General features: G+C 51.3%; 22 protein-coding genes and 1 tRNA gene. 2 read left to right on the top strand and 21 right to left on the bottom strand.

Going from position 1 to position 25,933, the window contains the following annotated elements; genetic code table 11:
* Position 1: 1 nt before the first annotated feature.
* The 8 genes from MKX64_RS17145 to MKX64_RS17110 all read right to left on the bottom strand — a co-directional run bounded on the left by MKX64_RS17145 (position 2) and on the right by MKX64_RS17110 (position 11,819).
* Positions 2-919, bottom strand: a complete 918-nt coding sequence (locus MKX64_RS17145; protein ID WP_095263827.1) for a carbohydrate ABC transporter permease — start codon at positions 917-919, stop codon at positions 2-4.
* The gene (locus MKX64_RS17140; RefSeq protein ID WP_095397903.1) at positions 916-3,474 is read right to left on the bottom strand and encodes a DUF5696 domain-containing protein; all 2,559 of its coding nucleotides are present in this window, start codon (positions 3,472-3,474) and stop codon (positions 916-918) included. The genes MKX64_RS17145 and MKX64_RS17140 overlap by 4 nt, the downstream gene beginning before the upstream one ends.
* A gap of 12 nt (positions 3,475-3,486) precedes the next feature.
* Positions 3,487-4,113: a YIP1 family protein gene (locus MKX64_RS17135; protein ID WP_095263825.1), complete on the bottom strand. Its 627-nt coding sequence runs from the start codon at positions 4,111-4,113 to the stop codon at positions 3,487-3,489.
* Entirely contained in the window at positions 4,110-5,561 is a 1,452-nt protein-coding gene (locus MKX64_RS17130; protein WP_095263824.1) for an NHL repeat-containing protein, read from the bottom strand. Before MKX64_RS17130 ends, MKX64_RS17135 begins: the two co-directional genes overlap by 4 nt.
* Before the next feature lie 20 nt (positions 5,562-5,581).
* Positions 5,582-6,445: a carbohydrate ABC transporter permease gene (locus MKX64_RS17125; protein WP_176475499.1), complete on the bottom strand. Its 864-nt coding sequence runs from the start codon at positions 6,443-6,445 to the stop codon at positions 5,582-5,584.
* 14 nt (positions 6,446-6,459) lie between these two features.
* Positions 6,460-7,371, bottom strand: coding sequence for a carbohydrate ABC transporter permease (locus MKX64_RS17120; protein ID WP_230875634.1), 912 nt, complete (start codon positions 7,369-7,371; stop codon positions 6,460-6,462).
* A gap of 68 nt (positions 7,372-7,439) precedes the next feature.
* Positions 7,440-10,331 carry an extracellular solute-binding protein gene (locus tag MKX64_RS17115; protein ID WP_341036745.1) on the bottom strand — a complete coding sequence of 964 codons (2,892 nt, stop codon included), beginning with the start codon at positions 10,329-10,331 and terminating at the stop codon, positions 7,440-7,442.
* 96 nt (positions 10,332-10,427) lie between these two features.
* Complete coding sequence (locus MKX64_RS17110; protein ID WP_341036743.1) at positions 10,428-11,819, bottom strand: ABC transporter substrate-binding protein; 1,392 nt, start codon at positions 11,817-11,819, stop codon at positions 10,428-10,430.
* A 294-nt stretch (positions 11,820-12,113) separates the two neighbouring features.
* Between MKX64_RS17110 and MKX64_RS17105 the strand changes: the two genes are divergently transcribed.
* Entirely contained in the window at positions 12,114-12,809 is a 696-nt protein-coding gene (locus MKX64_RS17105; protein WP_095263819.1) for a response regulator transcription factor, read from the top strand.
* Between the two features lie 243 nt (positions 12,810-13,052).
* Here the strand turns inward: MKX64_RS17105 and MKX64_RS17100 are convergent.
* Positions 13,053-13,125 (bottom strand) — tRNA-Ala (locus MKX64_RS17100).
* 255 nt (positions 13,126-13,380) lie between these two features.
* On the bottom strand, positions 13,381-13,854 hold the full coding sequence (gene nrdR / locus MKX64_RS17095) for a transcriptional regulator NrdR (protein WP_095263818.1): 474 nt from the start codon (positions 13,852-13,854) through the stop codon (positions 13,381-13,383).
* A gap of 115 nt (positions 13,855-13,969) precedes the next feature.
* Between nrdR and MKX64_RS17090 the strand changes: the two genes are divergently transcribed.
* On the top strand, positions 13,970-14,194 hold the full coding sequence (locus MKX64_RS17090) for an alpha/beta-type small acid-soluble spore protein (protein ID WP_095263817.1): 225 nt from the start codon (positions 13,970-13,972) through the stop codon (positions 14,192-14,194).
* Between the two features lie 72 nt (positions 14,195-14,266).
* On the opposite strand, the gene MKX64_RS17085 is transcribed toward MKX64_RS17090, so the two are convergent.
* The 11 genes from MKX64_RS17085 to MKX64_RS17035 all read right to left on the bottom strand — a co-directional run bounded on the left by MKX64_RS17085 (position 14,267) and on the right by MKX64_RS17035 (position 25,840).
* Positions 14,267-14,830 carry a lytic transglycosylase domain-containing protein gene (locus tag MKX64_RS17085; protein ID WP_095263816.1) on the bottom strand — a complete coding sequence of 188 codons (564 nt, stop codon included), beginning with the start codon at positions 14,828-14,830 and terminating at the stop codon, positions 14,267-14,269.
* Positions 14,827-15,429 carry a dephospho-CoA kinase gene (coaE, locus tag MKX64_RS17080; RefSeq protein WP_095263815.1) on the bottom strand — a complete coding sequence of 201 codons (603 nt, stop codon included), beginning with the start codon at positions 15,427-15,429 and terminating at the stop codon, positions 14,827-14,829. The genes MKX64_RS17085 and coaE overlap by 4 nt, the downstream gene beginning before the upstream one ends.
* Positions 15,430-15,438: 9 nt before the next feature.
* Positions 15,439-16,188 carry an MntP/YtaF family protein gene (locus MKX64_RS17075; RefSeq protein ID WP_095397901.1) on the bottom strand — a complete coding sequence of 250 codons (750 nt, stop codon included), beginning with the start codon at positions 16,186-16,188 and terminating at the stop codon, positions 15,439-15,441.
* A gap of 138 nt (positions 16,189-16,326) precedes the next feature.
* The gene (gene mutM / locus MKX64_RS17070) at positions 16,327-17,196 is read right to left on the bottom strand and encodes a DNA-formamidopyrimidine glycosylase (RefSeq protein ID WP_155617750.1); all 870 of its coding nucleotides are present in this window, start codon (positions 17,194-17,196) and stop codon (positions 16,327-16,329) included.
* A 129-nt stretch (positions 17,197-17,325) separates the two neighbouring features.
* On the bottom strand, positions 17,326-19,986 hold the full coding sequence (polA, locus tag MKX64_RS17065; protein WP_095263812.1) for a DNA polymerase I: 2,661 nt from the start codon (positions 19,984-19,986) through the stop codon (positions 17,326-17,328).
* Between the two features lie 193 nt (positions 19,987-20,179).
* Entirely contained in the window at positions 20,180-20,839 is a 660-nt protein-coding gene (gene phoU / locus MKX64_RS17060; RefSeq protein ID WP_095263811.1) for a phosphate signaling complex protein PhoU, read from the bottom strand.
* 34 nt (positions 20,840-20,873) lie between these two features.
* On the bottom strand, positions 20,874-21,629 hold the full coding sequence (gene pstB / locus MKX64_RS17055; RefSeq protein WP_095263810.1) for a phosphate ABC transporter ATP-binding protein PstB: 756 nt from the start codon (positions 21,627-21,629) through the stop codon (positions 20,874-20,876).
* 46 nt (positions 21,630-21,675) lie between these two features.
* Entirely contained in the window at positions 21,676-22,551 is an 876-nt protein-coding gene (pstA, locus tag MKX64_RS17050; protein WP_095263809.1) for a phosphate ABC transporter permease PstA, read from the bottom strand.
* A gap of 1 nt (position 22,552) precedes the next feature.
* Positions 22,553-23,485 carry a phosphate ABC transporter permease subunit PstC gene (gene pstC / locus MKX64_RS17045; protein WP_155617751.1) on the bottom strand — a complete coding sequence of 311 codons (933 nt, stop codon included), beginning with the start codon at positions 23,483-23,485 and terminating at the stop codon, positions 22,553-22,555.
* A gap of 44 nt (positions 23,486-23,529) precedes the next feature.
* The gene (locus MKX64_RS17040) at positions 23,530-24,546 is read right to left on the bottom strand and encodes a PstS family phosphate ABC transporter substrate-binding protein (RefSeq protein ID WP_095263807.1); all 1,017 of its coding nucleotides are present in this window, start codon (positions 24,544-24,546) and stop codon (positions 23,530-23,532) included.
* A 157-nt stretch (positions 24,547-24,703) separates the two neighbouring features.
* Positions 24,704-25,840, bottom strand: coding sequence for a methyl-accepting chemotaxis protein (locus MKX64_RS17035; protein WP_341036733.1), 1,137 nt, complete (start codon positions 25,838-25,840; stop codon positions 24,704-24,706).
* Between the last annotated feature and the right edge of the window lie 93 nt (positions 25,841-25,933).

The raw sequence follows: 25,933 nt of genomic DNA, 5'->3' as shown, positions 1-25,933 counted from the left end.
TCTATTCATGGTAAAAGACCTTCCTGGATACAAAGTACGTGCTGATCAACAGGATGATGGAGATGGCCAGGAAGTAAATCCAAGCCATGGCTGAGCTAAGTCCGAAATCGAATTGGACGAAGCCCGTGGTCTTGATCAAGTCTGTCAGCTCATTTCGGGAGAACGAGTCGATAATCGTATAGATCATGTTGACCAGAATCAGCGGGCTGACCATCGGAAACGTGATTTTCCAGAAGGCTTCATAACCCGTAGCTCCTTCCATCTTGGACGCTTCGTACAGCTGGGGGGATATCGTCTGTATGCCTGCCAGGAATATAAGGATCTGCACGCCGGATTGGCTTACGATCTCATAAATACGATCCACGGCTCCCGTTAAATAGTTTACGATCGTCTCGCTTACGCCGGCCTGAAGCATCAATCGTTCGAGTTCAAAGCTTCCCAGTGCATTAATCAGCCCGCCGGAACCGGCATTCTGATCATTGATCGCCTGAACGAGGCTGCTGCTTTCCAGGGTCAGAATGACCCCGGAAGCAAGAATGACGGGCAGGAAGAATATCGATCTGGCAAAGGAACGACCAAGGAACTTCTGATTCAGGACGACGGCCAGAAAGAGACTGAAAATAACGATCAGGGGCACGTTCACCGCCATGTTCACGATCGCCTCGGTCAGCATCCGGTTAAAGCTGGTGTTGACCGTAAAGGCAGTCACGTAATTTTTCATCCCCATAAACGTAATGCCGATGCCTTCGGAATTTGCCGTAACGGTGCTAAAACTGTAGATCAGGGAAGTCAGCAAAGGGATCAGGAAGAAAAAGATAAAGCCGAGCAGCCAAGGCATCACATAAACAATGCCCCATAATGCCTTCTGTTTCCCATAGCTTCGCTGCTTTTGCCCAAATCGCTGGGTTATGGATTTCATGGCGCTTCACCACCCGTCACATAGCTTTCGGCTTCAATGGTTACGCCATCTATCGTCACCGGTGCACGATTGTAATTCACGATGACGTACACGCCGCTCTCGTATGTCGTCTTGAACACGCCGTCAGCCAATTCGTCATGCCCGACGATCCGCTCATGGCGAACCTTTTTCAGAAATGCATTGACTTCCTCGTAGATGCGGGCGGCCTCGTCGATCCATAACGCGTAATTGGCAGAGAACAGTTCGTTATGCTCTGTGTCCTTTATTTTATGATTAGGTTCATAGAACCATTGAAAATACACGCCAGCACCATACTCCAAACACTTCAAAATATATGGCTTGGCATCGGTATATGCGGACAGGTTGTAAGGCGCTCCCGTGTAATCGATATGCCCGCGGACAACCATTTGATAGAAGGGGATTTCCGCGTCTTCGATTTTAAAGCGGCTGCTAGACATGGGCGCATGGGTGATATCGGTTAAGAAAGGCAGCGCATAAGCATTTCCTCCGTCAGCCATGACCTGAAGATTGGCATCTGAAATCTTGTTCAGCGCATCCAGAGACAACTGCTCGGACTCCGTACGGTCAATTTGACGATGCTTGCGAAAATCGCTGTCCAGCTCGGCGGCAAGATCACTCAGCGACACGCCAATAGCGCCGTATTTTCCATAATCCTTTAAGAAAGCTTCCGTGTAGCTACCTATGAACCGCGGTGAAACTACATAAGCCGGCGAACCGGTCCGATCCCGCCGATTCAGCGCCGGATTGAAGGAATAGATCTCTGCGGGGATGCCTCGCAGCGTTCTGGACGCCTCCTTCGCCTCGTTGAACCCGGAACCGGACAGCGCGGTAAGGATGGCGACATCCGGATACAGCGTTACCCCATTCTCGTTCGCATAGGATAACAGACGCCGGAGTCCCTTCTCTCCCCCTACCTGTTGATCAACGGAGACGCTGTCTGGAACCTCATGAGCCAGCCCCTTGTTGAACCAGCCGCTATACTTCAATTTGATGTCATGGATGCCTCGCTTGCCCATCTCTGTCAGAATGCTTTGCGCTTGTTCGAACGTCGTGAGCGGCTCCAGCGCCCGATACGGAATTCCTGCAAAATGCTTTTTCTTATAAATGCTTCCTACAAGCTGCATATAGAACGGCATATTCTCTTCATTTCTCTCGGCAATTGCCGGGAGGCCTCCCTGTTGCTCCAAGTAATTCCTGTAATAGGCGGCGAGTCCCGGATAGGAAGCCGACTGCTTGCCTACAAACGCATACCGGACCGAAAAATCGCTTCGCATCGGATCCTCCTGGAACTTCGGGAGCGAGCGCTGCTGGCCGTTCGCATCCAGGCTTAAGTCGCCTTTGTTGATTACCGTGAACGCCGGGTATACGTAGTTATAGCTGTTCAGTCTGCCGCTGACGTCGGCATGGATCGTCGCGGCCGGAGCCCCTTCCTCGATGATGCCGATAAATGCCCCGCCTTCACGGATGATACCGAACACCGGCAGTCTGACATCCTGGCTGCTATCCGCCGTTTCAATCCCGCTCATCGTTCGGTCCATTCCGTACACGCTCTGCTGGTAGGAAGGGTACCGCGTCTTGCCGTTATTAAAATGGATCAGTGCCCCAGATCCGTCTGGAACAAGGATTGAGCCCTTATCCTCCGCCCCCCCTGCACCGAAGAAGCTAAGGAACGAGACCGTATTCACTGGATATTCAGCCGGGAAATCGATGCTGGAAACCGGAAGCTTGGCGATCAGACTGTCGCCGTCCAGCGTATATTCGATCGAGGCATGAAATACCCGCGGTTCAGGCTTGGTCTGATCCAAATGGTTCTCCTCGATGTCCACCAGCAAATCGTCCTCGGTATATCCGGCATCCTCAAAGGCTTTAAGCGCACGTTCCAGCTGAAGACCTTTGAGCGCGCCGTCGGACCGGACATACACCCCTTGCTCGGCATCTTCCGTGTACGCGATTTTCAGCGTTCGCTGGCCGGCGCTGTCCAGCTTGCTTAACAGGTTCTGTTCAAAACGGGTCTTGCTGATCTTCTTGGGCATGTCGTCCATCGTTTTTTTGTCCGTGCCGAACCGGTAGTTAACGCGAACGCCGTTTGGGATTTCCTCCATGCCGATTTGCTTGTAAGCCGCGCTGTCGGCGTGCGAATTGACCGAATTTATCTGTCCGAAGCTGTTATAAAAGTCAAGCTTCAACTGAGAGGACAACAAGCTTTTGTTCACGCCCGCGGCCAGCGGATCCGACTCATGGCCAGGGGGATTGCTGTGCCAAATTTCGCCGCTTGCCTTATGCACGACGGCGATCGCCCCCGTCTGATCGTCCGTTAGCAGCTGGAGCTGATCGTTCTCGGCAATACCTTTCATGCCTTTGACGCTCGGATTGACGAACGATGACTTAAGGGCTGCTCCCGGCGTGAAGCTGTTGGCGGGCCCATTGCCTTCATCGCCAGCTGCCTTTTCCGGTCCTTTATCCGTACAACCGGCCATCATCAGTGCTGTCAGCACACTGGCAGCAAGCAGCATATATTTAGCGAAATTGCCCATCCTTCCTCCTCCTTAAGTTCTCATGACCAATTCTTGATAGATGACGGAAATAAAGGCCACGATCTGTTGGACCAAGCTGAAAAACAGCAAACTGATAAAAGCCATAAACCCCATGGCAACCAGGGTCAGCAGCATAATTCCGATCGTTTTGGACGGAGAAAACTGATGCACCGTCATATTGCCGACAAACAGCAGATAAACGAACCAGAGCACCGCAACGGAGTTGGAAAAATAATAGAATGCGGTCTCTTCCAGAGAAACGAGATTGCTGAGCCAAATCCATGGAAACTGTATGATCACGAGCGGCAGGAGCGCGAAGCAGGTCGACGTAAAAATTTCGACGAATTTGCCCTCCCCATCCATCAAGGTCGTAAGCGACCAGTTGGCCACGCACCAGAACAAGAGCGGCACGATCACGTATACAATTTCCATGACACTGTTCATGCTCTCAGGATTGTACACATGGACTAGAAAACCGCTGTACTGGCTCCTCAAAATGTTCGTAACGGCAACCAGGAACAATACGCTAAATGAAATGATTAACGTGAAATTTCGGCTGCGATCATATTTCAGGTCCCAATAGCCCTCAAAGGGATGAACCATGAGACTTAGGGGAAATCGAATCCATTCCCTGCTCATGCGGAAGCCCCCTTTCTTCGTTCCTTCACATTCCGAATCCTGGACACGGCAAATATCCCGGTTCCAGCCAAGAACAGCATGGTCATGATCAACGGAAAATGTTCCCTCATGACCTCTTTGCGGTATAGCAGGAATGCTTTCGAATAGTTTTTCTGATCCAAGCTGCGTTTGAAATGCACCATGGCACCCTTATAATCGCCTTGACGAAGCAAGGCTTTGCCGATCCCCGCATAGGCGAATTCCAGATTAGCATTCATGGCGATCGTTCGATTAAACAACGCAAAAGCGGTCTCTTCCTCGCCACGATAATAGCTTTTGACGGCTTCGTTCAGCGTTCGACCGTATTCAGTCGTTCGGAAGACGGTAATTTCGCCAAGCGCCTTATCCAGCACAAGAAAATCCTCGCCGATTCGGTCAATGGCCACCGGTGTATGAAATTGACCCAATTGATTCCCCAACCCGCCAAATACATACATCAGATGTCCGTCCCCGTTGTAAGTGAACACCCGTCCCCGCTTGCCATCGAGCACGGAGTAAATCTCGCTGTCGGCAACATCGATGTCGATAAGCCTAGAAGGACCTTCGCTGCTGACGTAAAGAATGTCGCCCTGCGGGTCGGAATACCCCGTTCTTCTTAAAATATCGCTGCCTTGCGCATTAAGCTTCTTAATGTTATTCCCCCACTGGTCCCCGTTCGTGGCATAGATGAACCCTTCCGAGTCAATATCCAGATTCGTAAACTCCGTAGGCGTAAACATGACCATCTGGCTGCGCTGCGCCTTGGTCGAGATTTGCTTCCAGAAATACTCGATCGGATCGATATAAACGCGATTCGCGCCAATGAAGGAAGTAAACGCCCCTTCGGCGTCGAATTCCATGAACCCGTCAAACACGCCGGCAGCCATGACATAAATTCGCTGCGCATGGTCCATGACGATCCGCACAGGTTCGAACCTAAACGAATCCTGGAGTAGCTCCGACTCCGGCGAATCGATAATCTTGATCAGTTCAAAATCCGAATCCAAGTGAACCACCCTTTTGTTACCGGTGTCCGCTACGAGCACCTCGCCGTCATCGGTCACAAAGATTCCCTGCGGTTGCAGGAATGCATCCGGCTCGCCCTCTCTTGTGAAGGAATCCACAGCCGTTACCAGCTTTAGATCATGGTCCAGCACAACGATCCGATTGTTGCCGGAATCCAGTACGTATACGCGATGATCGGCGGTGACGTGGAGATCGCTCGGCTCTTGAAAAGCTCCCGTCCCCAGGTCGGAGCCGCTGATCCATTCAGTCGCTACATAAGCGGCCGGCGCTGCCGCAGCATCGCCCCAATAGGAATAAATATAGGAGTCCGAGGCGCGCTTGGCGCTTACGTTCCCCGCTCCTGCCCCAACCCCCAATAAACAGCAGATCATGATGAGGAGAGGCGTCTTCAGTTTGCGTTTCATCAATCTGACATGCCTCCTTTCTAGTCCTTCATCCCTGAAGTGGCCATCGTTTGCATGACACTGCTCTGGGATATGATAAAGAGCGTGATGGGAACGATCATCAGGAGCAGTGCAACGGCCGCAGCAACCCCGGCTCTAGCGATTCCGCCTTCCGTAATCTGTCCGAGCGCGAAATGTAACGTCTTCAGATGCTCGCTGTAAATGAAGCTGCCCCCATCGCTGCCCCAAAGTGCCGGAAATTGTAAAATCATTAGTGTCAGCCAGGCAGGCTTCACGTTTGGCATCACAATGGACCAGTAGATCCGATATTCGCTGGCCCCGTCGATTTTGGATGCCTCAAGCAGGGCATCGGGAATCTGCTCCATGAATTGCTTCATCAGAAACAGCCCGAGCGGAAATGCCAAGGAAGGCACGATAATGGAAGCATGCGTATTGATCCAACCCAGCCAAGACATGACCATATAGTTGGGAATCGCCGTAACATGAGGCGAAAACATCAAGGCAAGCACCACTATGGAAAACAGCGCCCTTGAGCCGGGAAAGCGGTATTTGGCCAGCGGATAGGCTGCTGCAGACGCCAGCAGGATATGTCCGGCCGTGCCAATGATGGTGATCAACAGCGTATTTGCGAAATAACGCGATAAGGGGACCCACGAATTCCCCATTAACACCATCAAATCCAGGAAATTATCCATCGTCGGATTGTTTACGAAGAACCGTGGGGGGAATATGAACAATTCGTCCAACGGCTTGAATGCGTTGTTCACCGCGTAAATCAAGGGCAATGCCATGAAGGCTCCGAACAAGGCGAGCAGCGAAAACAGCAAAATGCTAACGGGCAAAGAGCGGTTCAGCGTTCTCGGCAGCCGGAAATATCGAATCATTTTCGCAGCCAACGTTACTCACCTATCTTTCTCAACATTTTTTGCGTTAATTTGTTGGTCCCGACCATCAGCAAGAACAGGAACGTCGCAATGGCCGAGGCGTAGCCCAGTTCGAAGCGGATCGTGCCGAAATCCATCAGATGGGTAACAATGGTATGCGCCGCATAGTTAACGCTCGGAAACCCGGCTAGCGCGATGGAGATATCTGCGACGGCAAATGCGGTTGTGATCTGCATGACAGCCCCGAACATCAGCTGCGGCCTCATGGACGGCAGCGTAATATACCAGAGCTCCTGCCAGCGATTTTTGATGCCGTCCATCGCCCCGGCTTCGATCAGCGACTTGTCGATCGTTTGCAGTCCGGCGATAAACGCCAAGAAACTGGTGCCCAGGCTGAGCCAAAGCTGTACGATAATCACGATCCATAGAATATAGTTTTCATTCAGGAGCCATTGAATCGGTTCCAGGATAAAGCCGGCCTTCATCAGAAACCCGTTTAAATACCCGTAGCTGTCACCGGAGAAGATGATGAGCCAAATGAAATAAACGTTGCCCGATATCGAAGGCGCGTAAAAGACCAATGTCATGAACGCCCGCACTTTGGGCGACAATTCATTAATGATCCATGCGAATACAAAACAGGCGATATAACTGACGGGACCGGTGATGACGGCAAACATCAGCGTATTTTTCAAGGCGATCATAAAGATATCATCATTCAGAAACAGCCTCGAATAATTTTGCCAACCGACGAACCTCGGAAATTCCAGCATGTTAAAATAGAAGAAACTTAGGGCAAAGGAAAAGACCACCGGAATGACCGTAAACAGAAAGAAAATAATCATATACGGACTCATCAGCAAATAATAGTGCTTGCTGCGCTTCAACTCTTTTGTGAAAGAGACCCAACGGCTGTTCTGCTGCATATTCGCTTTGGGGCTCTTTACGGTTTGAATTCCTGGTTCAACTTGCATCGACTACCGCACCTCCCCTGTTAATATGGCAAATTGAACTCCTTCCGCTTGATCTCAATTTCATCGTTAATGTACAGAATATAATCAGATAGGGCTTCGCGAGGATTTTCGCTGGCATTGACCACTTTCCTGAAGGCATTGTCCAAATGCCGGCCCGTGAAATATCCCCCTGGCACTTGCGGAATGCCTCGTACCCACCGCCACTGGTTATCCAGATTCCGATAATCCTTCACCGGCCATGGCAGTTCCTCCAGCGCTTCGATGTTGGCCGTTGGATAGCGGGCAGCCTCTCCCATCAAGCCTTCCATCTCTCGGCCATACGCAATTTGCGTCTCCTTGTCGGTCCACCACTTCAGAAATTGCCAAGAAGCCTCTTTGCTCTTTGAATTTTGAAGCAGCATGACGGCGGTCGTATGGCTGGCAACTTCGTGGTTTACGGTGCCGTCTTCGCGTTCAGTGCCCGGCACGATCGTGAAATCCCACAGCCCCTTTATCTCGGGGGCCATCACCGTCAGCATGTTGTACGTCGTGTAATCCGCAATCCCGATCGGCATCTCTCCGGTGCGGAAACGGTTCGGGAAATCCGCTTGCAGCGGGAACTTGTAGCTGGTATAGAACTGCGTCCACTTCTTGAAGGCTTCCATGGAGATGTCGGAGTCGAGCGCGCTCCTCGTATCGTTATCGCGATAGAACTGCCCACCGTTCTGATACAGCAGCATCGCAAACGTCGCATTCGGGACTAGACTCGCATTGGCGGCTTCAAGCGGTAAATAAAATTCCATGTTGTGCTTCTGAAGCACGGAAATCATGTCATAGATTTCTTGCCAGGTCGCGGGCGGCTTCAAGCCAAGTTCCTCCAAAATATCCTTGCGATAGAACAACATCGGGAAGGTCTGCTGCTCAGGCAAGGCGTACACTCCACCGTTATATCTATAAGGCTCAAGCCCGCTATCGCGGAATCGGGTGACCACCTCTTCGAAATCATCGAATTTCGTTAAATCAGCTGCAGCGCCCCTCATCGCGTAATTGACCGGCACGTCCTCGCCGATTTGCATGGCGACATCCGGACCTTCTCCGGCAAGCGTGGCTGGCAGAAGGATATTTCCCGGAACAAGCCGGAGATGCACCGGAATGTCCGATTCAGGCGTAAACGTGTCGTCGATCAATGCTTTCAGTACTTGCGCCTGATCACGTCCTGTCGTCACCCAAACGGTGATGGCTTCTTCTTCATCGCCGGCGTTGCCGATCGTGTCATAGTCTTCCGTGTACGAAGCCACGTAAGCGCCTAGCTCATGGCCCGCAACCTCGAGTAACGACGCGTCCGCTTTGGGCAGATCACGATCCGGCGAGTGAATGATCAGATAATCGAGCGAGATGGGCTGCTCTTTAATCTGCAGCATCCAGGTTCCCAGACCGCCTACGTTCACTTTATACGTATCCAAGCGCTTGGCGACGGTTTCGGGATTTTCGGCAAGCTCGTTCAGCTGGTGCACCATCGAATGCAGGACGGCTACCTTGTCACTTCGCTCGCCCGTTGCTTCTTCCAGATAATCGGCAACGCTCTGAATGATTTCGGCCTGCTCGGTGAACACCTCCACCATATCCGGAATCCGCTTCTCCAATTGATAATCGCGGAACGGATCCGGCGTATTGGAGGTGATCATTAATATTTTGCGGTACATTTCGTTCAGCTCCAGCACGCTGGATTCAATCGTCTGCAAGAGCGGCGCGATCTCGCCGAGAGACACCATCATTCGAATTTGATGCGTCCCTTTAGTGAAATGGAATAAATAAGGTTCTTCCTCGCCCAGTACGTTCATTTGCCAATCGCGATCATAATGAAAGCGGATTCGTTTCATTTCCTCAAAGGGAAACTCCCCGTTGATCATAAGACTTCGGGTGGCAAATACGCCCCGGAGCTGATCCTGCTTTTGCTTCAAGGCGATTTGGTACAAACCGTCTTCTTCCACCTCGAACTCCCATTCGATCCATTGCCCCGGCAGCTTCCAGTTGACGCCTCCGATGCTGTTGATTCTGATTTTGGAAACGTCATACGGCACAACGGTCGGGCTGGATCTGTCGGATGTAGGATACAAGGTCGGCGACGATTTCCGCTTGGCATCCTCCGCCTGAATCAGAATGTACTGACCCCGGGTCGGTTCCAAGCCCTCAGACTCATATTCATTCGCCAGCTCCTCGTATGTTTTCAAGGCATGCTCCTGGTACAGCTCGATATAATCAATGGCCATCGGCTCCCGCAAGGACGTTAGCGTAAGCTTCTGCTTGCCCTTGTCAAAATAAAAGGAATATGGTTCATCATAGTAGCCGTACCGATCGGAGAGCGGCGCAAGCTGCCAGGAAGGCTGCTCGATCTGCCTTGGCCGCAGATCGTTTCCGCGGTTATCCTGCCTGATTTCCTCGTCCCGGTTTCCCCATACCCTGTCGAATAGTAGGATATCTGCTCCCTTGAAAGGCACCTCGTCATTGATAGAGAATTGCCTTTCGATTGCCGAACTCTTCCCCTCTATTGGATAGAATCGGATCCGGACATGGTATAAGCCCGGTTCTTCCACGTTTACGTCCCATGAGATGGAGCCAACCTCTGGCGTGATCACGGACTTCCCTTCGGAGCCGTGTAATTTCTCCGCGATCTCGAATCCTTCCCCAGAGGTTGATACAAAGGACTCGCCTTCGATGCGGACGATGCGGTCCGGACGGCTCGCCGATACATGGGCCTCTAAATACTGGCTGTACCCGTTCTGCCCTTCCGTTTTTATGACCGCTTCAAAGTCGGAGGTCGCTTGAACGAAGCCTTGGTTTGTCGATTTCGAAGGGTAGAAGGCCCATAGAGATAAAAAAAATAGGACGATGACAAGTATGGCGCTGCCGAAACGCTTGTTCCTGGTGTTCAATTTCTCTCCCTCCCATACGGTTAATCCATCCAATGACAGTCCCTGCCGCAGCAATGCGCTGCGCAGGGACGTTCACCTCTCGGGTAATGTTCAATGTCAAGGACCATATACTTCGTCAATGGCCGCTTGGAAGGTTGACTTGTACTTCTCAACCACGGTAGAAACAGATATCCCTTCATTCAGCTCGCCGACGAAATCGTAGTACTTCAAATTCGGGAATGTATTGTGGTCAAGAATAATCATGTTTGGCGCCACCATTTTGGCGTTATTTAAATCGTCTTCGCTCGAGAATAACGTTTCGTAAGAGGCTTGGTCCGGATAGTCGTATACGGATTCAATGTCGTTGATTTTCTCCCAGATATAAAGCAGCTGTTCCGGATTTTCGACTGCTTTCGGAATGGTGAGCGCCTGGAAGAGTGCTTCGGCAGAGTGGTACTCCGTTGCGTTCGGCCCTTTCGGAAAAGGTACGAAACCGATGTCGTAATCCGGCATATCCGTCTGCATGCCGCTCAACTCGTGGAGGGCACCGGCGTACATTAATGTATTGCCTTGACGGAAAAATTGGCCTGGCTCCGTCCAGTCGCCGCCCTCGGTTGGTCTTGCTAGTTTCTCGGTAGCAATACGAGAAATGAAATGAAGAGCATCCAGTGTTGCAGGATCTTCTAGATTTTGCTTATCTTCTTTGGTCAGACCCGTGTTGTTGGAATATAAGGCATGATCCATAAGCGAGGAGTTTGCTAGCCCCCAAGTGTCCAGCTTGCCATCGTTGTTCGTATCTTTGTTGGCTTCTTTAGCTACTTTTATGAATGTTTCCCAATTCCAGTTATCTTCGTTCACGTACTCTTGAAGCGGCTTTAAGCCAAGCTGGTTCATAAGTGTACGATTGTAAAAGATGCCCTGAACCAGATTTGCTTGATTTTCGGTGAATCCGTACCCCCTGTCTTCATACGTGTAGTATTCGTTCGTAACCTTTTGATTAAAGGCGACGGGGTTTTTGGTGTATTCATCGATCGGCCAGAGCAGATCCTGTTTAACCAAGGTAGGCACCGTGTAGGTTTTGCCAAGGCGAACGATATCACCGACCGGTTCACCAGCGAGCAAGGAAGCAGTAACTTTCTCTTGGTACTCGCCGTAGTCGATGGCCACGTACTCCACTTTAAAATTATGCTTTTGCATCAGGTCTTCAAGATTCTTCTTGCGCTGGATATTGTCCGGGGTATCCTCCGGAATCGTCATATCCCACCAAGAGACGATTTTGATCGTCTTACCGCCTAAATCGAAATCCATTTCCGGCGTTCTGTAGACTTCATCCCCGCCGCTGTTTTCCGTCTCGTCCGTTACCTTCGACGTCTCATTTTCAGTGCTGCTATTCGTCCCCGATTCCACGGCTTCTTGAGTGCCGCTGCTCGGGTTGTCCGAGCCACCGCTGCAGGCTGCAAGCAGCAGAACCAGTCCCAATAACAGAACCATTAATTTGCGAACACGCATCTTTAATCCCCCTCAACGTTTGATGTTTGGTCCAGATTCACCCAAAGTTTAGCGCTTACATTTCCATGCAACAACCTGGGGAAATCGAGATATTCTACCCCTGAAACGCTAGAAGACCGTCTCCTGCAACGGCTTGTCCGCCAATCTATTTCAACCCAGCTTTGCAAGAAGTAAAGAACGGTTAGGAATGCAAAGAAAAGCACATTGTGGAAAAGGGGGGCCGGACAACATAATGTAAGCGTAAACATTTTGATGGATATTCTGCTTATCGCATTATCTGGGGAGGGAGTCATTATGTCTAAGTTACTGTATATCAATCTGGGCTGCTGCTCCGATGACATGCTTCGCCTGCAGGATTGGCGCAAATGTGGGATGAACATGGAAATCTGCGATGATGATTCTGAGGCATCGCTGCGCCAGATTGAGGAGAATGGCTATTCACTGGCGGTTATCAACATGACCGGCAGCCCCAAGAAAGGGTTGGAGCTGTGCGGTCGAATCCGGAGGATCAGCCGATTGCCCATCATTGTTGTTGAGGATACCATGGAATTTGCCTTCATCCGCAAAGCGCTGCAGCTGCAGGTAAGCGATTACGTACCGAGCACGTTGCCGGCTGAGGAACTGGTGAAGAGCGTAGCTGCTGTTTACGCAAACCAACGCCGCACTGAGGATGACGTGATTCACAGAGTCAAGGAATATGTGGGGAAGAAGCTTCACGAGAATATTACGCTTAAAGACATTTCAAGCAAATTCCATTTCAACCGCTCCTATCTTGGCCAAAAGTTCAAAAACCATGAAAATATGAGTTTTAACCAATATTTGTTCATTCAACGTATGGAAAGAGCGAAAATGCTGCTGGAGCAAACAGATCTGAAGATTTACGAAATTGCGAACGAGGTGGGATATACTGAAATCGACTGGTTTTATAAACGATTTAAATCCTATACCGGCGTAAGTGCCAACGAATATCGTAAGATGGTCGCCTCCTAATCTGCCAAGCCAATGCAAATTAGTCCTTGAGTTATCCAAGGACTGCTGTCTGACCATACGCCTGGTCGCAATTATTGTGCTCCATCCCGGCTTAGCCTGAAGGTTCGGTATTCCTGCGACGTCAGGCCGAATGAACCGATCTCACCGATTTCCCACTGATTGATGTAAGACACTCTTAAGAAACCAAGTTCTTATTAAATTTGGCAAGCAAAAAACCCTTGAACATCAAGGGTTTTCTTCTTATGGAGCCTAGGGGGATCGAACCCCTGACCTCATCGCTGCCAGCGATGCGCTCTCCCAGCTGAGCTAAGGCCCCGTATGTTATTCATTTGCGAATTCAACGATACCCGTTTTCTTCCCGCCTGAATAATATACCATATAGCATCCTGGACATGCAATAGTTTTTTTCAAAAAAACCAGCAGCCAACGGGAGCTGAATCGCGGACGAGCTTAAGCTTAACACGGCGGCTCCGGGCAGTTCTCGGCATGAAGCAATTCCGCCTGCCTAAGACTGCCCTGATTCTCTGCTGCCGCATATTCAGGCAGCTTACGCACCTCGGTTCCTCTTCTTCTATACCTCGGTTTCGTCCGTTCCCTTGGACAGCAGGCTCTTCAGTTCCTTCATAAACATGTTGATATCTTTAAACTGACGATACACCGAAGCAAAGCGGACATACGCCACCTCATCCACAGGATATAGCCGCTCCATCAGCAGCTCGCCAATCTGGCGGCTCTCGACCTCTGCAGCCGCAGTATTGCGAAGCGCCTGCTCCACGTCGGATACAATTTTATCAAGTTGATCCACCGACACCGGCCGCTTCTCACAAGCACGGATCAGACCGCGCAGCACCTTCTCCCTGCTGAATTCCTCACGGCTCCCATCCTTCTTCACGACAATGAGCGGCGTCTCTTCCACCATCTCAAAGGTCGTAAACCTCCTGCTGCACTGCTCGCACTCTCTGCGGCGGCGGATCGACTTGTTCTCATTCGCCGGACGGGAGTCCAGCACCTTGGTCCCTGCATGACTGCAATACGGACACTTCATACGCTACACCACTTCCTTATATAAAAATTACCAATAAATGAAAAGTCATTTTAGGTTATGAAAATCCGAAACCCGAGACATAATACTTGTACCAACCCAAGGAGGTGAACTAACAATGGCACAAAGCAACAGCTCCAACAACCTGGTTGTTCCTCGCGCAAACGCTGCTCTTGAGCAGTTGAAGTACGAGGTGGCTCAAGAACTTGGTATCTCCATCCCACAAGACGGCTACCAAGGTAACATGACTTCCTACGAAAACGGTTCGATCGGGGGATACATCACCAAGCGTCTGGTAACCCTGGCCGAGCAACAATTGGCTGGTCAATTCTCCGGTCAATAATCGATTCTTCCTTTGACAAAGTGAGTGTTGGGAAGGCTTGAGCATTCAAGCCTTTCCAGCGCTCTTTTTCATTCAGAACTCATCGTATATGCTCGTATACTGATTATAATAATAAATGACTCGCTGTACATAATGCCGGGTCTCGCCAAAAGGAATGCTCTTCACATTCTCATAGCTGCCGTCCCAGGTGCCTTTACTGAGCCAGTTCTTGACGTTCCCTGGCCCGGCATTGTATGCCGCAATCGCCGCTATCGGATTGCCGTCCATTTGCTGGTACAGGTTTCTGATGTACCAGGTGCCGAGCTGGATGTTGACGTCCACCTCATGCTTGACGTTGTCCAGCGAGCTGGCCGGCAGCTTGGCCATTTCCATAGCCCAGTTGGCCGTATCCGGCATCAGCTGCATAATGCCGAGCGCGCCTTTCTTGGACTCCTTGCCCGGCTTGAAATTGGTCTCCACGCGGATAATCGAAGCAACAAGGAAAGGATCGACATCATAATAGGACGCATGTTTCCGAATCTCATCCTTGTAATGGATAGGATACAAGAGCGACATCCAGTTGGACGTCAGAAACAGCAGGGATAAAAAAGAAATCAACAGCAGAAGCAGCACTCTCTTTTTCCGGAGCCACCTCATGCCTCTCTAACCATCCTCTGCCATAGCTTGTCCACCTGCTGCTCGGTATCCGCCAATGTCCCGCTGTTGTCGATCACGATGTCAGCCAACTGCTTCTTCTGCTCAATGTCGAGTTGGCTGCTTAATCTGGCCTCTGCCTGTTCCTTCGATATTCCGTCACGTTCCATAAGACGCTGAAGCTGCACTTCCTGCGGCACATATACGACCACAATCGTATTCAGGTACGGGTACTCCTCCCTCGCTTCCAGCAGCAGTGGAATGTCCACCACCACAGGCTGACCGGGATGCTCCCGCTCATAGGCTTGTACCTGCCTGCGGATTTCCTGGCGGATGGCCGGATGGGTAATGTCATTCAGCGCCTGCCGCTCGCTCGGATTGTGAAAAATAATCTCGCCCAGTCTTTTCCGATTTAGGCTTCCGTCCGCCAGCAATATCTCTTGTCCAAAATGAGCAGTCACCGCAAGCAGAACCGGATGGCCCGGGAGCATCACTTCCCGGGCGATAACATCGGCATCAACGAGAAGCGCTCCCTTTTCGACCAGCATCGAGGACACTGTGCTTTTTCCTGTTGCGATTCCCCCGGTTAAACCGATATTCATGACTTCACCTCATAACAGCTTCATTATACCCATGATGATTAATAAAAAAGCAGGCAGATAGGAGATATACTTCATACTCCTGCTCGAAGCGAACCGCAGCCCGATCTTCATCCCCAGCAAGAGAAAGGTGCCGCTGAAAATAGCCACGATCACCGCTGTCCCAAGCGGAGAGAAACCAAGCATCGCCGCGCCAAGCCCTGCGCCAAACGCATCCAGTGACAATGCGATGCCGAGCCACATCGCTTCCCATGGCGATATGCTTCCCGAGTCATCCATATCCGCTCGCGCCGGGCTGCGCAAAATCTGAATGACGATGCCCAGCTTCCGGATCTCAAGCGAGAAGACCGCCTTCTGACCGTCTCCCGGCTCACTCCGCTTCGCGGGTATGCCCGCTGCTGTTGCTGGAAGCTCACCGGAAACGGATGCTTCACTGCGCTCCTCCACTTCCTTATGAAGCACCAGCGGCGGCTCGGACTCGGAATCGCCTGCTCGTTTGATCTGCTGCCACAACGACCAGCAGCCTAACAGAATGAGGATCACAGCCCCGATGACGGAGGCTGCAAACGGGGAAAAGAACCGTTGTAACAAAGCGCCTGCCTGCATGGAAATGCCGAGCACAAGTCCCGAGCATAGCGAAATGATCAGTACGGATAGCAGCGGGATTCTCGTTTTGCGTAGACCATATGTAACCCCGGCCCCGAATCCGTCCAGGCTAAGTGCAAAGGCAAGCAGTACAGGTGAGAAAATAAGACTGAGCACCCTCTTCCCTCCCTTGAAGGCCGCGGCATCAAGATCAAGCCGCCTCTGTGATGAACAGCGGACATCCTCACGCCTTCGGCATATGTTCATCACAGTATATGGCTTTCGGAAAAGATAGGTGCATGCCTATATTTTATCTTAGCGTTTGCGCTTCATCTTGCCAGCTGAAACAGCTACAGTCCCCAGCGGCTGGCAACTCGGACAATAATGCGTGCCCCGGCCGCCGACCACCGTTTTGTGGACCGGTTTCCCGCATGAATGACAGGGCTCATCCTTTCGCCCATAAATCTTCAGACGTTGCTGGAACATCCCCATTTCCCCTTGACCGTTCACATAGGACTTGATGGAAGAGCCGCCGGCTTCCACCGCTTCAGTCAGTGTGTCCACAATGGCCTGGTGCAGGCGGTCCAGCTCAGCCTCGCTCAAAGTGTGGGCAATGCGCTCCGGATGGAGGCCTGCCCTGAACAGAGCCTCATCCACATAGATATTTCCGATCCCGACGATGTATGCCTGGTTCAGCAGCACCGCCTTGATTTTGGTTTTCTTCGTGCGGATGATGGCTTTGAACTTGTCAGCGGTAAAGGCCGGGTCCAGCGGCTCAAAGCCCAGCTTGGCGAGAGGAGGATGCTGAAACTCCTCCCCCGTCGCAAACAGATGCATCGTGCCGAACTGGCGCACATCCTTATACCGCAGCTCCGTTCCGTCTGTAAAATGAAAGATCACATGGGTATGCTTCTCCACAGGCTCCTCGGCCCGGTATACCCCATAGCGTCCTTCCATCCGCAGATGGGAGACCAGCACAAGCCCGTCCAGCAAGATCCGCAGAAACTTCCCGCGCCGCTCCACTCCCTGGATCGTATGCTGCTCTAGCATGAACGCAAACTGCTGAATGTCGTCAGGACGCTGAATAATGCGCGGCAAATTCACGGTTACGCGTTCTATATGTTTTCCAACGATAAGTTGATTTAATGTTCGTTTGACTGTTTCGACTTCCGGTAGTTCCGGCATGATGACTTCACCTCATTCTCCATTATACCGGATGCGAACCTCTAGCGGGGCAGCGGTTTTTGGAAAAACCAATCACAAGCCTACAGCGTGAACGGCCCTGAACCAAGCTTCCTCCTGCCGGCGTCAATCTTACTTGGCCTCGTACCAGTTGCTGCCGTAGCTGACATCCGATTTCAGCGGAACCGACAGCTTGAGCGCGTGGCTCATGACTTCCGGCACCAGCTTTTTCATGACTTCAAGCTCATCCTCCGGCACCTCAAATACCAATTCGTCATGCACCTGAAGCAGCATGCGGCTCTTCAGCTTCTTCTCCTGCAGTGCCTTGTCCATCTGCACCATCGCCAGCTTAATGATATCGGCCGCTGTGCCCTGGATCGGCGTATTCATCGCCGTCCGCTCGGCAAAGGAGCGAAGGTTGAAGTTGCTCGCATTGATTTCCGGCAGATAGCGTCTGCGTTCGAGCAATGTTTTCACATAACCTTCCTGCTTCGCCTGCTTCACGATCTCATCCATGTAACGCCGAACACCCTGGAACACTTCAAAATACTGATCGATGAAAGCGGCCGCTTCCTTCCGGGTAATGTTCAGGTTCTGGGACAGGCCGTAATCGCTGATCCCGTACACAATACCGAAGTTGACCGCTTTGGCCGAGCGGCGCATGTTCGCGTCCACCTGATCCTCACTTACACCGAACACGTCCATCGCTGTTTTCGTATGAATGTCCATATCATGAATGAAGGCTTCCTTCAGCCGCTCATCATCCGATATATGTGCCAGCACCCGCAGCTCAATCTGGGAATAGTCTGCTGCCAGAATGCTCCAGCCGGGCTCGGATGGAACAAATACCTTTCTCAGCTTCCGTCCTTCCTCTAAGCGGATCGGAATGTTCTGCAGGTTCGGATATTGGCTGCTGAGCCGCCCGGTCGCAGCAATGGTCTGGCGATAATACGTATGCACCTTGCCGGTGCGATCCGAAATCTCCTTAAGCAGCCCTTCCACATACGTTGATTGCAGCTTGGCTATCGTCCGGTACTGCAAAATTAACCGCACGATATCATGATACGGAGCCAGCTTCTCCAGCACCTCGGCATCGGTCGAGAAGCCGGTCTTGGTCTTCTTGATCACCGGCAGCTGCAGCTTGACGAACAGGATCTCCCCCAGCTGCTTCGGCGAGTTCAGATTGAACTCGGTTCCGGCAATTTCATAGATTTGCTGAACCAGCTTCTCGATCTGCGATTCGAACTCACGGCCAAGCTCTTTCAAATCCTCCACATTGACGGCAATGCCCTGCTTCTCCATGTCCGCAAGAATCCGGGACAGCGGCATCTCCAGCTCATGGAACAGCGGCAGCATCCCGTTAGCCTCCAGTTCTTTCTCCTGGATCGGAACCAGTTCGGAGACGGCCAGGCACTTTCTGGCCAGATTCTCGCTCAGCACCGCTTCATCCGGCACTTTGTACTTCGCTCCTTTTCCGAACACCTCTTCATCCGCCTGTAAATAGGACAGCCCGTATTTACCAGCAAGCCCGCTCAGGCTTTGATTCGATTCGGTCGGATCGAGCAAATAGGCAGCCAGATGTACGTCAAATGCGGCCCCGGCAAAAGCAATGCCCTGCCAGTGAAGCGCCAGATCAAGCCGGTGCAGGTCATATCCCCGCTTCGGAATTTCACTGTCAGCGAGCCAAGCACGGAGCGGTTCCGCTTCTTCGGACTTCAATACCTCAAAGGGAATGTAGAACTGCCGCTGCTCCGTCGCCAGTGCCAGTCCGATCACTTCGGCATGATGAGGATTGTCGCCATGGGTTTCCACATGCAGCACCTGGACCGAATCCAGTGCCTCTTTAACTTCAGCCAGCTCCCCAGCATGAACTACGGTGACGTTCACCTGTGCCTGCTTGGCGGCTCCTTCTGCTGCATCTGCGCCAGCATGCGTGCTGAGATCCAGACGTTCGATCAAGGACTTGAATTCAAGCTTCGCCAGAGCCGGCCCCGCCGTCTCCTGATTCAAGCCGTCAAATTTCATGTCGTCCAGAGACAGCTCCAGCGGAACCTCGCGATAGATGGTCGCCAGCTTCTTGCTCAGCACAGCGGAATCCGCATGCTCTTCGATCTTCTCCTTCATCTTGCCTTTCAGTTCATCCGTCCGCGATATGACCTGCTCTACCGTGCCGAACTGATGCAGCAGCTTCAGCGCCGTCTTCTCCCCGACGCCCGGAATCCCGGGAATGTTGTCCGAGGCATCGCCCATCAGCCCCTTAAGATCAATAATCTGCTCCGGTGTGAGGTCATAACGCTCCTTGATCTGCTCCGGACCAAAATATTCGATTTCCGTCACGCCCTTGCGTACGACAGCGATCGTGGTATTACCGGAAGCCAGCTGGAGCATGTCCTTGTCCCCGGACACAACCATGACCTGGCGGCCGGCCTCATCGGCCTGACGGGTAATTGTACCGATAATATCATCCGCTTCATAACCGCTGATCTCAAATTGGGATACGCCGAGCCCCTTCAACAGCTCCTTCAGCAGCGGAAACTGACCGGACAGCTCCGGCGGGGTCTTCTGGCGTCCGCCTTTGTAGTCCTGGTAATCCGCGTGGCGGAACGTTTCCTTGCCCGCATCAAAAGCGACCATCATATGCGACGGTTTATGCTCTTCGATAAGCCTCAGCAGCATCGTAGTAAAGCCGTAAACCGCGTTCGTCTGCTGACCGCTGGCGTTAGTCAACGGCGGCATGGCAAAAAACGCTCTGTAAATGATATTATTTCCATCAATCAAGATCAGCTTCTCCATATTACACCTCGCACCAATATAACTTCCTCCACCCATCATAACATAGGTTTGCCATATTTCCGAACGATCAGGACCAGATCGAAGCCCGCGTCGTGATGGATACGTTAATAAGCCCTCTTAACAAAAAAAGAAGCTGCCCACCCTTGATCTTATGATCGGTGATGGCAGCCTCTATAAGTTCATTTACACACAGCTACTGGTTCAAGTCCGGACGATGCCCGGTGACCAGATATACCGTGCTCTCGCCGATGTTAGTGGCATGGTCAGCAATCCGTTCGATGTAGCGACCTACCATAATCAACAGCATCGCCTGATTCGCATGATCCGGATCGGATGACAGATGCGAATACAGCTCCTTCAGAATCTTGCTGTACAAATGGTCAACCTCGTCGTCATCCTCCGCCATTTTATAAGCAAGGTCCGTATTCTCGGTCAGATAGGATTCGATGGATTCCGATACCATCGCCCGTACCTTATCCGACATCTGGGGCAGATCAACCAGCGGCTTGATCAGCTTCTCGCCTTGAAGACGAATGGTTACCTTGGCCACGTCACGCGCCAGATCCCCCATACGTTCCAGATCGCTCGCGATGCGGAATGCAACAAGAATTCGACGAAGGTCTTTAGCTACCGGCTGTTGAGTCACAATAAGACGAGTTCCGATATCCATAATCTGCTCTTCCATCGCATTCAGCCGCACGTCATTGTGAATGACATGCTGCGCTTTCTCTGCATCCAGACTCTTCAGAGACTCAACAGCAGCAGCTAGCGCTTCTTCCATATGCCTGCCCATATCCCGCAGTGTGGTTTTCAGCTCTTCGAGCTGCTGATCAAACTCAATTCTCCGGATCATGTGTGCTCCTCCCAACTGTCACTATAATAATTGATTAGCCGAATCGGCCCGAAATGTAGTCCTCTGTACGAGGGTCCGAAGGCGTGGAGAACAGCACGTCCGTATTGGCGGATTCCACCACTTCACCGTTCAGGAAAAATACCGTTTGACCCGATACGCGGGCAGCTTGGTGCATGTTGTGTGTGACCATAACGATGGTGTATTTGCTCTTCAATTCCTGCACCAGCTCTTCGATTTTCAGCGTCGAGATCGGATCAAGCGCCGATGTCGCTTCGTCCATCAGCAGAATATCAGGCTGAACAGCCAGCGCGCGGGCAATACACAGGCGCTGCTGCTGACCGCCCGAAAGACTGAGCGCCGAACGCTTCAAGTAATCCTTCACTTCGTCCCACAGCGCCGCTTGCTTCAAACTCTGCTCCACGATGCCGTCCAGCTCAGACTTGCTCTTAATCCCGTGCAGACGCGGACCGTAAGCGATGTTGTCATAAATTGATTTCGGGAACGGGTTCGGTTGTTGAAACACCATGCCTACCTGCTTGCGCAGTGCCTCGACATGTACCTCATCACTATATATTTCAGTGCCTCCGATTTTAATACTCCCCTCGATCCGCGTCCCGGGAATCATATCATTCATTCGGTTTAGGGTACGCAGCAGCGTAGATTTACCACATCCGGAAGGTCCGATAAACGCTGTAACTGTTTTTTCGGGCAAATCCAGATCGACGTTTTTCAGCGCATGATACGTGTCGTAGTACAAATTCAATTTATTTATCTGAATGATGGCTTCCATATCTTGTTCATGTCTCCTTTTTTACTATTAGGATACGCCCATCGGTTTACAGGTTCTTCGAATACTTGTTCCGAATCCACACCGCAGTAATGTTCATAATGAACAGCATGATGAGCAGCAGAATAATACCCGACGCAGCCAGCTCATGGAATGCCTGGCTTGGCCTTGAAATCCAGTTGAAGATCTGGATCGGCATGACGGAGAAGGAATCCATCAGATTCTCCGGCAAGAAAGCCACATACGTCAATGCGCCAATCATGATCAGCGGTGCGGTCTCCCCGATCGCACGGGACAAGGCCAGGATAACCCCGGTCATAATGCCCGGCATCGCCGATGGAAGAACCGATCTTGATACGGTTTGCCATTTTGTTGCTCCCAGTGCAAACGAAGCATCACGGCGATTTTTCGGAACAGCCCGGATCGCCTCCTGAGATGCAACAATGATAATAGGTAGAACAAGCAATGTCATCGTCAGGACACCGGACAGCAAGCTTCGGCCCAGACCCATGCCTCGGACGAAAATCGCCAGACCGAGAATCCCGTATATAATGGAAGGAACGCCCGCAAGCGTACTGATGTTCAGCTGTATCAACCGAATCCAGCGGCCGCGTCCCGCATATTCCTCCAGAAAAATCGCCGCGCCGACACCAAGAATGAAGGAGATCGGCGTCATAAGCAGCAGCAAATAAATCGTACCGACAATCGGTGACTTCATACCTGCTCTGTCAGCAGAACGGGACGGGTAGTTGGTGAACAAATCAGGGGAAAGCCTGTGTACCCCGTCCATTATGATGGTGACAAGCAGCGCCATCAGTACGATAATACCGACGCTAGTGCATGCCAGGAAGAGCAGATGCAGCGCTTGGTCACTTCGGCGTCTCCGGGTAATTCCCTTGCTGTCGCCCAGATTCAATTGTTCCATCCTAGTACTCCTCCCTGAAGCGGCGAGCGACCCACTGCGCCAAAATGTTGAGCAAGAAGGTAATGACAAACAAAGTCAGACCTACTGCAAAAATCGTTCCATATTCGATCGTTCCGCGCGGAACGTCACCCATGCTGACCTGGACGATATAAGCGGTCATCGTTTGGATGCTATCCAGCGGGTTCATGGTCAGCTGCGGCGTAGCGCCCGCTGCAACGGTAACGATCATCGTCTCGCCAATCGCACGGGAGAACGCCAATACGAAGGACGATACAACACCGGAAAGTGCAGCTGGCAGCACAATTTTAAGCGCAACCTCAAATCGTGTGGCACCAAGTGCATACGCACCATTGCGCAACGTCTTCGGAACCGCGCGCATCGCGTCCTCACTGAGAGACGAGATCATTGGAAGCACCATAATGCCGACCACGATTCCCGCACTCAGTGCGTTGAATATACCCATACTCGGGAAAAATTTTTGAAGGAATGGCGTTACTGTTTCAAGTGCAAAATAACCATAAACAATCGTTGGAATACCAGCTAGTACTTCCAAGATTGGCTTAATAACCTCCCGAACCCGGGCAGGAGCGTATTCATTCAAATAAATCGCGCATGCCAAGCCGATAGGCACTGCGAAAACGATCGCAATGCCTGTAATCAGCAATGTGCCGCCCAATAAGGGCAGCACGCCGAATTCTTTAGGAGGGAGAATCGGACTCCATTTCGTTCCTGTCAGGAAGGACCATACCGGCACTTCTCTGAAGAACACAATGGCTTCCTGAAGAAGCGTATATACGATACCGATGGTAGTGACAACCGAGAGCAGGGCACAGATCCCTAGAATAAACGGAATGATTTTGTCAGAGATCCGTGTCTTGCTTCGGCGAAAGGTCATGTTCTTTGTCGCTACTACCTCGGTCGATGTTTTGTTCATTCTCCTCTTCCCTTTCTATTCCCCGCTTTTAAATGCCTTCAACCTTATTGCTCAAGCTTGGCCAGTTCAGCTGTGTACTCATCATCTTGCAGAGATACGAAGCCTGTTTCTCCAGCCAGTTGACCTGCATTTTCAAGGTAGAAGGTTACGAAAGTTTTCACTTCAGGACGCTCAAGTTCCTTCTTGCTTACGTAAATGTAAAGCGGACGAGACAGCGGTGAGTAGCTGTTGTCTTTAATTGTTTCTGTGCTTGGTGCAACTGTTGCAGTACCGTTGTCGATTGGAACCAGCTTCAGGTTGTCTTGGTTCTCTTCATAGAAAGAGTAGCCGAAGTAACCTACGGAGAACTTGTCACCAGCAACACCTTGTACTACAGCGTTTGTATCCGCACTGAATGTGATTTGGCTATCGTTTCTGCTCACTTGAGCTTCGCCGTTGATTGCTTCAGTGAAGTAGTCGAATGTACCATGATCTGTACCTGGGGAGTAGATTTTGATTTCCTCTGCCGGCCAGCCTTCACGTACGTCAGCCCAAGTTTTCACTGTGCTATCTGGCTCATAAATCTTTTTAAGCTCATCTACAGACAGCTTGTCTACGAAATCATTGTCTTTGTTTACAACGACAGACAGTCCGTCGTAAGCAACCAGGACTTCCAGATATTCAACGCCGTTTGCTTTCAGATCTTCAGCTTCGCTGTCTTTGATTGGACGGGAAGCATTAGAGATTGCGATCTCACCAGCTGCAAAACGTTTGAATCCAGCACCTGTACCGCCTGTTCCGATTGGAACGCGTACGTCAGGGTGTACTGCACCGAACTCTTCAGCGATAGCTTCAGTCAATGGATGAACCGTACTTGAACCGTCAATTTCAATTGTTCCGGACAAAGCTTCTACTTTAGTTTCTTCGCTTTGCTGCGAACCATTGTTTGCATTATTCTCTTCAGTTCCGCTGCCCGCAGTAGAACCACCGTTGCTGCCGCCTCCGCATGCTGCGAGAATTGTGCTCAGTAGCAGCACCAGAACCAGAATACCTGCAGGTTTACGACCCCTTTTTCTAAACAAACCAATCCACTCCTTAAAAAATGATTGTAATCATTTCCTTCGACTTACATATTAGATCATAATGCAGGTTTGTAATTGCAGTTTTTCAGAAATGTAAACTCTGTGTAAAATATTAAACTTTCATAGCTTGTAAGTTTTAACTCTACCGGATTGGCGCTTACTCTACGTGTCCGCCTATCTCGAGCAGCTCCTGCTTCACACTCGATATGCGTGACGTCGTTTCTGCTGCCAGCCTATGTACGCGTTCCCCGGACTCCTCCACCGTGCGTGCAGCTTGTCTAAGCTCGTAGAACATCTGACTCCCCTCGGCCACGTAAGTCTCGCAAGCATTCAGCTCCTGAAGCGCGCTGGCAATGGCCTGCGCGGTGTCCGCTGCCAGCAGCTGAATATCGCCCAGCAGATCGGCAATATCTCCCGACAGCTTGCGCGTCTCCTTGGCAAGCACCTGCACCTCGCTGGCTACAACTTGAAATCCTCTCCCGTGTTCTCCGGCATGCGCCGCTTCAATCGAAGCATTCATTGCCAGCAAGCTGCTGTGGCTGGCCACTTCAGCGATCCGGGCGGTAATGGAAGAAATGCTGTTCGCCTTCTCTGCCAGTTCGGCCACCTGTTGTTCTCGTTGGGCCATGTCACTGACGAGCTGCTGATATGTCGTTCTTACTTGTTCCAGTTTCTCCGTGCCGGAAAGGGACCATGATTTCATTTGCACGGTTTCCTCTTTCGTGAGTGCAGCGGCCTCCGACACTTTTTCAAGCGATTCTTCCATATTGCTCGTATGGCGGAAGCTCTCCTGCAAAATCCATTTGCGCTTTCGCTCCGCATCCGTCTGAAGTTCGCTCGATAGAATCATTAAGTCACGGACTGTGAGCACCCCAACCAGTCGACGCTCTTCGGTAACAATGACACAATCATAGAACTTGGCATCCGGACGCTCGAGCGACAGCTTCAGCAGCTTGTCCACTGGATCATTCAGCTCAGCCATAGCGGGGCTGAGATCCGCGAACGTGCAGGCAGGGCGCGAATAGAAAAGATCCGCCGCGAATCTGCCCATCATCCGCTGGTAAAACGCATCTCTCATAATAAGACCTGCGGGCTCTCCGTTTGTCTCGTAAACAACACACGGTATCGCCTTGTCCCTGGCAAACACTCTCAGCACCTCTTGGCAAGTCTCGGTCTCGCTGATCACAGGAACACTCCGGCAGTATGGAAGAACGGACAATGACTGCACCTCTTCTTGTTGTATAACTAATACATGAGTCTCATCAATCGGGTCTTTGGTTGGAAGCAGCGTCATGCAGCTCCACTCCTTTCACTAGTCCTCAAGACGCATCTTAACGGAGGAATGTTAAAAGAATATGCATGGTAAGATAACGTATTGTAAACCAGC

It is taken from the genome of Paenibacillus sp. FSL M8-0334 (genome assembly GCF_038000405.1).
Lineage (GTDB): Bacteria > Bacillota > Bacilli > Paenibacillales > Paenibacillaceae > Paenibacillus_AQ > Paenibacillus_AQ campinasensis.
This window is presented reverse-complemented; position numbering and strand designations above follow the sequence as displayed.

Excerpts from the sequence above, each read along its gene's own strand:
- MKX64_RS17145 (WP_095263827.1), bottom strand. The coding sequence starts at position 919 with ATGAAATCCATAACCCAGCGATTTGGGCAAAAGCAGCGAAGCTATGGG.
- MKX64_RS17140 (WP_095397903.1), bottom strand. The coding sequence starts at position 3,474 with ATGGGCAATTTCGCTAAATATATGCTGCTTGCTGCCAGTGTGCTGACA.
- MKX64_RS17135 (WP_095263825.1), bottom strand. The coding sequence starts at position 4,113 with ATGAGCAGGGAATGGATTCGATTTCCCCTAAGTCTCATGGTTCATCCC.
- MKX64_RS17130 (WP_095263824.1), bottom strand. The coding sequence starts at position 5,561 with ATGAAACGCAAACTGAAGACGCCTCTCCTCATCATGATCTGCTGTTTA.
- MKX64_RS17125 (WP_176475499.1), bottom strand. The coding sequence starts at position 6,445 with ATGATTCGATATTTCCGGCTGCCGAGAACGCTGAACCGCTCTTTGCCC.
- MKX64_RS17120 (WP_230875634.1), bottom strand. The coding sequence starts at position 7,371 with ATGCAGCAGAACAGCCGTTGGGTCTCTTTCACAAAAGAGTTGAAGCGC.
- MKX64_RS17110 (WP_341036743.1), bottom strand. The coding sequence starts at position 11,819 with ATGCGTGTTCGCAAATTAATGGTTCTGTTATTGGGACTGGTTCTGCTG.
- MKX64_RS17105 (WP_095263819.1), top strand. The coding sequence starts at position 12,114 with ATGTCTAAGTTACTGTATATCAATCTGGGCTGCTGCTCCGATGACATG.
- nrdR (WP_095263818.1), bottom strand. The coding sequence starts at position 13,854 with ATGAAGTGTCCGTATTGCAGTCATGCAGGGACCAAGGTGCTGGACTCC.
- MKX64_RS17090 (WP_095263817.1), top strand. The coding sequence starts at position 13,970 with ATGGCACAAAGCAACAGCTCCAACAACCTGGTTGTTCCTCGCGCAAAC.
- MKX64_RS17085 (WP_095263816.1), bottom strand. The coding sequence starts at position 14,830 with ATGAGGTGGCTCCGGAAAAAGAGAGTGCTGCTTCTGCTGTTGATTTCT.
- coaE (WP_095263815.1), bottom strand. The coding sequence starts at position 15,429 with ATGAATATCGGTTTAACCGGGGGAATCGCAACAGGAAAAAGCACAGTG.
- mutM (WP_155617750.1), bottom strand. The coding sequence starts at position 17,196 with ATGCCGGAACTACCGGAAGTCGAAACAGTCAAACGAACATTAAATCAA.
- polA (WP_095263812.1), bottom strand. The coding sequence starts at position 19,986 with ATGGAGAAGCTGATCTTGATTGATGGAAATAATATCATTTACAGAGCG.
- phoU (WP_095263811.1), bottom strand. The coding sequence starts at position 20,839 with ATGATCCGGAGAATTGAGTTTGATCAGCAGCTCGAAGAGCTGAAAACC.
- pstB (WP_095263810.1), bottom strand. The coding sequence starts at position 21,629 with ATGGAAGCCATCATTCAGATAAATAAATTGAATTTGTACTACGACACG.
- pstA (WP_095263809.1), bottom strand. The coding sequence starts at position 22,551 with ATGGAACAATTGAATCTGGGCGACAGCAAGGGAATTACCCGGAGACGC.
- pstC (WP_155617751.1), bottom strand. The coding sequence starts at position 23,485 with ATGAACAAAACATCGACCGAGGTAGTAGCGACAAAGAACATGACCTTT.
- MKX64_RS17035 (WP_341036733.1), bottom strand. The coding sequence starts at position 25,840 with ATGACGCTGCTTCCAACCAAAGACCCGATTGATGAGACTCATGTATTA.